General features: G+C 75.0%; 2 protein-coding genes. Both read left to right on the top strand.

What is annotated here, in order from left to right; all coding sequences use genetic code 11:
* The first annotated feature begins 44 nt into the window (after window positions 1–44).
* A complete protein-coding gene (locus LJ221_RS21345; protein ID WP_241718347.1) occupies window positions 45–4,214 on the top strand; it encodes an SDR family NAD(P)-dependent oxidoreductase in 4,170 nt (1,389 codons plus the stop codon).
* 80 nt (window positions 4,215–4,294) lie between these two features.
* Window positions 4,295–9,717: type I polyketide synthase (locus tag LJ221_RS21350; RefSeq protein ID WP_302852049.1), on the top strand; the 5,423-nt coding region annotated here is incomplete at its 3' end.

Consider the following 9,717-nt stretch of genomic DNA (forward strand, 5'->3'; position numbering starts at 1 on the left):
GCACGACCCGGCTGAATGTGTCGCACGCGTTCCATTCGCCGTTGATGGAGCCGGTGCTGGCCGAGTTCACGGCGGTGGCCGAGCGGGTGAGCTACCACCGGCCGAACGTGGCGGCGGTCAGCACGCTGACGGGTGCGCCGCTCGGCGGAGGCGACTGGACGAGCGCCGCCTACTGGGCCGAGCAGATCGTCAGGCCCGTCCGTTTCCTCGACGCGCTGACCTGTGCCCGTACTCAGGGCGCCGTCCGTTTCCTGGAGATCGGCCCGGACCCGGTGCTGACCGCGCTGGCGGGTGATGTGCCGGCCGTGTCAACCCTGCGCAAGGACCGCCCCGAGGCGGAAACCCTGCTGAGCGCCTGCGCCGAACTCTTCGTGCGAGGCGCCGAGATCGACTGGTCCGCCCTGTTCGAGGGCACCGGCGCCCGCCGCGTCGACCTGCCCACCTACCCCTTCCAGCACCGCCGCTACTGGCTCGATGCCGCGCCCGCCGTCTCCGATGCGGACGGTCTCGGCCTGGCCCGCACGGACCACCCACTACTGGGTGCCGCAGTGCAAGTGGCCGGATCGGACACCGTGTTGCTCACCTCGAGCCTCTCGGTGCGGACCCAGCCCTGGCTGGCCGACCACGCCGTGGCAGGTTCCTTCGTCGTACCGGGAACGGTCCTCGTGGAACTCGCCCTCCAGGCCGCAGAGCGCGTGGCCGCCGGGCAGCTGGACGAGCTGGCCCTGCGCACTCCGATCGTGCTGCCCGAGCACGGCGCCGTACAGCTCCAGATCGCCGTGGAGGCCGAGGACGCCTCGGACGGCGGCCGCACGGTCCAGATCTACGCCCGCCCGCAGGACGCCGGTTCCGACGAGCCCTGGACACTGCACGCCACCGGCACCCTGGACACCGCCGAACCACCCGCGCCCGACTGGGACCTGCGGGCCTGGCCGCCCACCGGAGCCGAGCTCGTGGAGTTCGGTGACCTGTACGACCGGCTCGGCGCGGCCGGCCTCGGCTACGGCCCCGCCTTCCGTGGGCTGCGACGGGTCTGGCGGCACGAGGGCGATCTGTACGTCGAGGCCGAACTGCCCGAGCCCGTCGCCGCGGGCGCGGCCTCCTACGGTCTGCACCCCGCCCTGCTGGACACCGTCCTGCACGGCCTCGGCCTCCACACGGAGACGACGGACGGCTCGCTGCCCTTCCTGTGGTCCGGCGTCCGCCTGACCGCCGTGGGCGCGGGCACCGTCCGGGCCCGGCTCACTCCGCGTGGCGCCGGGGACGTCGCCCTGCGCATCGCGGACGCGACGGGCGAACCGGTCGCGGAGATCGACTCCCTCGTCCTGCGCGTCATGTCCATGGACCGTCTGACGGCCACCACGGGACCCGACGACCTGTACCGGCCGCACTGGACCCCGGCCCCCGAGCAGCAGGGCGTACCGGACAGGACGGTGTGGACCGTCGTCGGCACCGCCCCGGCCGGTGTCCCCGCCACCGTGCACCCCGACCTCGACGCGCTGGCCGCGGCCGGCGGCGTACCCGACACGGTGCTGCTGCAGGTCACCCCGGACGACGGTGCGGACGTGGCCGCCACGGTCACCTCCGTCCTCACCCGGCTTCAGGCGTGGCTGGCCGACGAGCGGTTCGCCGCGTCCCGTCTCGTCGTGCTGACCGCGGGAGCCGTACGGGTCGAGGCCGCCGGAGACGGGGCGGTGCCGGATGTCGCCGCGGCCGGTGTGTGGGGTCTGGTCCGTTCCGCGATCAGCGAGCACCCCGGCCGGTTCGCCCTCGCCGACACCGACGGCGACCCCGCGTCCCTGGACGCCCTCGCCGCAGGCCTGCGGGCCACCGGCGAAACGCAGTTCGCGGTGCGCGCGGGCCGGGTGTGGCTGCCGCGTCTCGTCCGGATGGCCGGGGACGGCGTGCTGGTCCCGCCGGCCGGTGCCGGTGACGCATGGCGGCTGGACATCGTCGACCAGGGGCGGCTCGACGGCATCGCCCTCGTGCCCGAGGAGCGGCGCACGCTCGGTCCCGGCGAGGTCCGGGTCGCCGTGCGAGCGGCCGGCGTCAACTTCCGCGATGTGCTGAACGTGCTGGGCATGTACCCCGGGGACGCGGGCCGGATGGGCTTGGAGGGCGCGGGTGTCGTCGTGGAGACCGGCCCCGGCGTGGACCGCTGGGCTGTCGGCGACCGGGTGATGGGCATGCTCGACGCGGCCTTCGGCCCCACCGCCGTGGCCGACGCCCGGCAACTCGCGCCGATCCCGAAGGGCTGGACGTACGAACAGGCCGCGTCCGTGCCGATCGTGTTCCTCACCGCCTACTACGCCCTGGTCGACCTCGCCGGACTCCAGCCAGGCGAGTCCGTGCTGATCCACGCCGCCGCCGGTGGCGTCGGCATGGCCGCCGTACAGCTCGCCCGGCATCTCGGGGCCGAGGTGTACGCGACGGCGAGCGAGGCCAAGTGGCCCGCCGTGCGGGAGCTCGGCGTGCCCGCCGACCGGCTCGCCTCGTCCCGTACCACCGAGTTCGAGGAGCGGTTCCGGCCCGGTGTCGATGTGGTGCTGGACTCGCTCGCCGGAGAGTTCGTGGATGCCTCGCTGCGGCTGCTGCGGCCCGGCGGACGGTTCGTGGAGATGGGCAAGACCGACATCCGCGACGCCGACGAGGTCGCCGCCGCGCACGGGGTGTCGTACCGCGCCTTCGACCTTGTGGAGGCCGGTCCCGACCGCATCGGCGAGATGCTCGCCGCCCTGCTGGACCTCTTCGAGAAGGGCGCGCTGCGGCCCATCCCGGTGACCGCGTTCGACATCGCCCGTGCGCCCGAGGCGCTGGGGCTGCTCCAGCAGGCCAAGCACGTCGGCAAGGCCGTCCTGACCGTGCCCGCGCCCTGGTCCCGGCCGGGCACCGTGCTGATCACCGGCGGTACCGGCGGTCTCGGCGCGCTGCTCGCCCGGCATCTCGTCGAACGGCACGGCGTCCGCGACCTGCTGTTGCTGTCCCGCCGCGGACCCGAGGCGCCCGGCGCGGCCGAACTGCGTGCCGCGCTGGCCGAGTCGGGGGCGCGTGTCGATGTCGTCGCCTGCGACGTGAGCGACCGTGACCAGCTCGCCGCCGTCCTCGACGGCGTCCCGCTGAGCGCCGTCGTGCACACGGCCGGCGTCCTCGACGACGGCATCCTCACCGCTCTCACCGGCGAGCGCCTGGCCCACGTGCTGGCCGCCAAGACCGACGCGGCCCGGCATCTGCACGAGCTGTCCGCCGGTCACACCCTGGACGCCTTCGTGCTGTACTCGTCCGTCGCCGGAGTCATCGGCTCCGCGGGACAGGCCGCCTACGCCGCCGCCAACGCCGCCCTCGACGCGCTGGCCACCGCCCGCCGCGCCCAAGGGCTGCCCGCCGTGTCGCTGGCCTGGGGCATGTGGGAGACCGAGGCGGGCATGGGCGGCACCCTGTCGCGGGCCGAACTCGCCCGCATGCGCCGCCAGGGCTTCCCCGCCCTGCCCGGCGACGAGGCCCTCGCCCTGCTCGACGCCGCCCTGCGCGTCAACGAACCCGTAGCGGTTCCCGTCGCGCTGCGCCCGGCCGCCCTCGCCGAACACGCCGACAACCTGGCCGGCCCACTGCGCGACCTGGTCCTCACCACCCGCAGGCGCCGCGCCGCAGGCGACGCGTCCGGCACGGCCGGGAACCTCACCGAGCGGCTCGCCGCACTGACCGCCCCCGAGCAGGACCAGCTGTTGCTGGACCTGGTCCGCACCCAGGTGGCCGCCGTGCTCGGCCACTCCTCGCCCACCTCCGTCGAACCCACCCGCGCCTTCAAGGACCTCGGCTTCGACTCGCTCACCGCCGTCGACCTGCGCAACCGGATCGGCGCCGCCACCGCGCTGACCCTCCCGGCCACGCTCGTCTTCGACCACCCCACTCCCGAGGACCTGGTACGGCTGCTGCGCGACCGGCTCCTCGTGGCCACCGCGGCGCCCGCACCGGCCGACGACGGCATCGACCCGCAGATACGGGACCTGCTGACCGCGATCCCGATGGCCCGGCTCCGCGAGTCCGGCGTTCTCGACATGCTGCGCCGGCTCGCCGACCGGCCCACCGCCACCGACCCTGACGACCCGCGGCCGGCCACCCCCGCCGAACATCCCCGACAGCCCGAATCCCTGGACGCGATGGGCGCCGACAGCCTCGTCCAGCTGGCCCTGAAGCGAGTGCAGCGACCGGCGTGACAGCCGGTGCCGGCCGGTCCGACTCACCGGCCGGCACCCAGGACCGCCCGAATCCGCTCACCGCGACCGTGGAGAAGGACATGACTGCATCCTCCGAAGAGCTCGTCGAAGCCCTGCGGGAGTCCCTCAAGGAGAACGACCGGCTCTGGCAGCGCTACCAGGACCTCGTCACGGCTTCCCGGGAACCCGTCGCCGTCGTCGGCATGGGCTGCCGCTTCCCCGGCGGCGCCACCACACCCGAAGCGCTGTGGGAGCTCGTCGCCGGCGAACGGGACGGCATCACGCCCGTGCCCGAGGACCGCGGCTGGGACCTGAGCGGCCTCGGCGACACCACCGCCGCCGGCGGATTCCTCCACGACGCGCCCCTGTTCGACCCGGACCTGTTCGGCATCAGCCCGCGCGAGGCGCTCGCGATGGACCCGCAGCAGCGGCTGCTGCTGGAGACGGCGTGGGAGGCGCTGGAGCGGGCGGGCATCGACCCGACCTCACTGCGCGGCTCCCGCACCGGCGTGTTCACCGGCGTCTCCGGCAACGGCTACGGCGGCCACCTCCACGAGGCCACCCCGGAAACCGAGGGCTATCTGCTCACCGGCAGCATCCCCAGCGTCGCCTCCGGGCGCGTCGCCTACACCCTCGGCCTCGAAGGCCCCGCCGTCACCGTCGACACCGCCTGCTCCTCCGCTCTGGTCGCCGTGCACCTGGCCTGCCAGGCGCTTCGCTCAGGCGAGTGCGACACGGCCCTCGCGGGCGGCGCCACCGTCATGGCCAACCCGGGGATGTTCCTGGAGTTCGCCCGCCAGGGCGGCCTCGCCGGTGACGGGCGCTGCAAGTCCTTCGCCGACGACGCCGACGGCACCGGCTGGGCGGAGGGCGCCGGCGTCCTCGTCCTGGAACGCCTCTCCGACGCCCAGCGGCTCGGCCACCCGATCCTCGCCGTCATCCGCGGCAGCGCCGTCAACCAGGACGGCGCCTCCAACGGTCTCACCGCCCCCAACGGCCCCGCCCAGCAGCGCGTCATCCGCGCCGCCCTCGACGCCGCCGCCCTCACCACCGCCGACATCGACGCCGTCGAGGCCCACGGCACCGGCACCCGGCTCGGCGACCCGATCGAGGCCCAGGCCCTCATGGCCACCTACGGGCAGGACCGCGACGAACCCCTGTGGCTCGGCTCCGCGAAGTCCAACATCGGCCACACCCAGTCCGCCGCGGGCGCCGCCGGCCTCATCAAGACCGTACTGTCGCTGCGGGCCGAACTGCTGCCCCGCTCCCTGCACTCCGAGACCCGTTCCACCCGCGTCGACTGGACCGAGGGCAACGTCCGCCTGCTCGCCGAGTCCCGCCCCTGGCCGCGTGGCGAACGCCCCCGCCGGGCCGGTGTCTCCGCCTTCGGCATCAGCGGCACCAACGCCCATGTGATCGTCGAGGAGGCCCCGGCCGTCAACGAGCCGGAGCAGCGCACGGTGGCGGCCCCGCCGGCCGTGCCGTGGGTGCTGTCGGCGCGCAGCCACGACGCCCTGACCGCCCAGGCCGCCCGCCTCGCCGACCAGGACGCCGACCCCACCGACATCGGCCTGTCCCTCGTCACCGGCCGCGCCCGCCTCGACCACCGCGCCGTCGTCCTCGGAACCGACCCCGAATCCCTGCCCGAGCGCACCGCCGCCCTCGCCGCCGGCACCCCGGGCCCCGGCACCGTCACCGGCACGGTCATCGACGGCCGTACGGCATGGGTGTTCACCGGGCAGGGCAGCCAACGCCCCGGGATGGGTCGCGAGTTGTACGACGCTCACCCGCTGTTCGCGGCCGTCCTGGACGTCGTCTGCGAAACCCTCGACGCCGCCGTCGCGGGCACCCCCGGCTTCGAACTCCCCGTCCGCGACGTCATGTTCGCCGCAGAGGGCACCCCCGAGGCGGCCCTCCTCGACCGCACCGGCTACGCCCAGACCGCGCTGTTCGCCCTCCAGAGCGCCACCGCCGAACTGCTGCGCTCCTGGGACACCCGTCCCGACGTCGTCCTCGGCCACTCCATCGGTGAGTACGCCGCCGCCTATGTGGCCGGGGTGTTCGACCTCGCCGACGCGGCACGCCTGGTCGCCGCGCGGGCCAGGCTCATGCAGGCGTTGCCCGAAGGCGGCGCCATGGCCGCCGTTGAGGCCGACGAGGCGGAGGTCGCGGACCTGCTCGACACCGCCGAGGTCACGGTCGCCGCCGTCAACGGGCCCCAGGCCGTCGTCGTCTCCGGGACCGAGGGCGCCGTCGAACGCGTCATGGCCGCCGCGCGTGACAGAGGCCGCCGCGTCACCCGGCTGCGCGTCTCGCACGCCTTCCATTCGCCCCGCATGGCCCCCGTCGTCGCCGAGTTCACCCGTGTCGCCGAGGGCGTCACCTTCCGCCCGCCGACCCTCGCGGCGGTCAGCACCGTCACCGGCGCCCCGGTCACCCCCGCCGACTGGGCCACCCCCGCCTACTGGGCCGACCAGATCGTCCGCCCCGTCCGCTTCCACGACGCCCTCACCACCGCCACCGGCCGCCAGTCCGCGAGCCGCCTGCTGGAGATCGGCCCCGACCCCGTCCTCACCGGCCTCGCCCGCACGGCCGCCGACACCCCCGCCGCGTCCGTCCTGCGCAAGGGGGTCTCCGAGCCCGAGTCGCTGCTCACCGCGCTCGCCGAGATGTATGTGCACGGGGCGGCGGTCGACTGGTCCGCCCTGTTCGAGGGCACCGGCGCACGCCGCGTCGACCTGCCCACCTACGCCTTCCACCACCGGCGGTTCTGGCTACGGCCCACCCGGACCGTCACCGACGTCGGCGGCCTCGGCAGCGTCGGCCATCCCCTGCTCGGCGCCACCCTGCGTCCAGCGGGCACCGACACCGTCCTGCTCACCGCGGCCCTGTCGGCCGACGCCCACCCCTGGCTCGCCGACCACACCGTCGCCGGACGCGTCGTCGTCCCCGGCACCGCGCTCGTCGAACTCGCCGTGCAGGCCGGCGACCAGGCGGACTGTGGCACCCTCACCGAACTCGCCCTGCACGCCCCGCTCGTGCTGCCCGAACACGGCACCGCACACCTCCAGATCGCCGTCGAGGCCGCCGCGGCCGACGGCACCCGTGCCGTCCGTGTCCACGCACGGCACGACGGCGCACCCGCCGATGCGCCGTGGACACTGCACGCCGCAGGCACCCTCGCCCCCGCGGGTCCCTCCCCTTCCTGGGACCTGCGGGCCTGGCCTCCCGCCGGAGCCGAACCCCTCCCGCTGGACGGCCTGTACGACCGGCTGGCCGCAGCCGGTCTCGAGTACGGCCCCGCGTTCCGCGGCATCACCGCCGCATGGCGGGACGGCGACGACCTCCTCGTCGAGGCCGCCCTGCCGCACGACACCGCGGACGCCACCGCGTACGGCCTGCACCCGGCCCTCCTCGACACCGTCCTGCACGCCCTCGCCCTGCCGCACGACACCGCGGACCAGGCACGGCTGCCGTTCCTGTGGAGCGGCGTACGCCTGCACGCCGTCGGTGCCGCGACCCTGCACGCACGGCTCACCCGGCACACCGACGACACGGTCGCCCTGTACGCGGCGGACGAGACCGGCGCGCCCGTCGCCGAAGCCGAGGGCCTCGTCCTGCGGCCCCTGGCCGCCCTGAGCGACGACACCCCGCGCGCGGGCGGCCTCTTCCGGCTGGAGTGGACGCCGGTCAGCCTCCCGCAGTCCGGCGGCGGCGCCCTTGCCGTACTGACCGACGATCCGGCGCCGTGGACCGCCACCGGCCCAGCGCCGGCGCACGGCACCACCCTCGACGCCCTCGCCGCGACGAACCCGGAGACGGTTCTCCTCCCGGTCGGCTCCAGCACCGCCGCCGACGTCCTGGCCGCCGTACACGCATGGCTCGCCGACGAGCGCTTCGCGCACGCCCGTCTGGTGCCGGTCACCACGAGAGCGGCCGGCGACGACGCCACCGACCCCGCGGGCGCCGCCGTATGGGGCCTGCTGCGCACCGCCGCCAACGAACACCCCGGCCGCTTCGCCGTCGCCGACACCGACGGCACCCCCGAGGCCCGGCGCACCCTCATCGCCGCCCTGACCGCCCTCGACGCCGACCAGCTCGTCGTGCGCGGCGACGAGGTCCTCCTGCCACGTGTCACCCGCACCGCCCAACCGGCAGCCACCGAGCCCACCGTCTGGCCAGAGACCGGGACCGTCCTCATCACGGGCGGCACCGGCGGCCTCGGCGCCGCCGTCGCCCGGCACCTGGTCAGCGCGCACGGCGTACGCGACCTGCTGCTCATGTCCCGCCGGGGCCCCGAAGCCCCGGGAGCCGAGGGCCTCGTCGCCGAGCTCGGCGCAGCCGGCACCCGCGCCAGGGTCGTCGCCTGCGACTCCGCCGACCGCAGTGCCCTGGCCGCCGCCCTGGACGGCGTACGGCTCAGCGGCGTGATCCACGCGGCGGGCGTACTCGACGACGGGCTCCTGACCGACCTCACGCCCGAACGGCTCACCCGCGTCCTCGACGCCAAGGCCGCCGCCGCCCGCCACCTGCACGAACTGACGTCCCATCAGGACTTGTGCGCCTTCGTCCTGTTCTCCTCCGTCGCCGGCGTCTTCGGCAACCGCGGCCAGGCCGCCTACGCCGCCGCCAACACGGTGCTGGACACCCTCGCCACCGCCCGCCGCGCCCAAGGCCTGCCCGCGTTGTCCCTGGCATGGGGCATGTGGGAGACGGCCGACGGCATGGGCGGCCGTATGACTGAGGCCGACCTCGCTCGCCTGCGCCGTCAAGGCTTCCCGCCCCTGCCCACTGACGAGGCCCTGGCCCTCTTCGACGCCGCGCTCCACTCCGCCCACCCCGTCACTCTGCCCGTCGCGCTGGACACGACGGCCCTCGCCGCCCACCGCGACACCGCCCCCGCCGTCCTGCACGGCCTGCTGCCCACCGCTCGTCGCCAGGCCGCCGCCGGCACCGACAGCGGCAATGCCCTGGCCCGCCGCCTGCTCACCCTGCCCGGCGACGAACAGCACCGGCTCCTGCTCGACCTCGTACAGAGCGCGGTCGCCGCAGTCCTCGGCCACACCGGCACCTCGGCCATCGAACCCGCACGCGCCTTCAAGGACCTCGGTTTCGACTCCCTGTCCGCCGTCGACCTCCGCAACCGCCTCAAGACCGTCACCGGCCTCCAACTCCCCGCCACCCTCGTCTTCGACCACCCAAGCCCCCTCGCCCTCACCACCCACCTCCGCACAGAACTCCTCGGCGCGGCGAACCTCCCGGCCACCGCCGCCCGCACCACGACCGGCACCGACGAGCCGATCGCGATTGTGGGGATGGGGTGCCGGTTCCCGGGCGGGGTGGACTCGCCGGAGGCGCTGTGGGACCTGGTGGGGTCTGGCGGCGAGGGTGTGTCGGGTTTCCCGGTGGACCGTGGCTGGGACCTGACGGCTCTGTACGGTGAGGGCCCCGGCAGCTCCGCCACGCGTGAGGGTGGCTTCCTGCACGACGCGGCCGAGTTCGA

It is taken from the genome of Streptomyces sp. CNQ085, from assembly GCF_022614595.1.
Lineage (GTDB): Bacteria > Actinomycetota > Actinomycetes > Streptomycetales > Streptomycetaceae > Streptomyces.

Bases quoted from the DNA above. Each gene is read 5' to 3' on its own strand.
- LJ221_RS21345 (WP_241718347.1), top strand. From the start codon at position 45: ATGGAGCCGGTGCTGGCCGAGTTCACGGCGGTGGCCGAGCGGGTGAGC.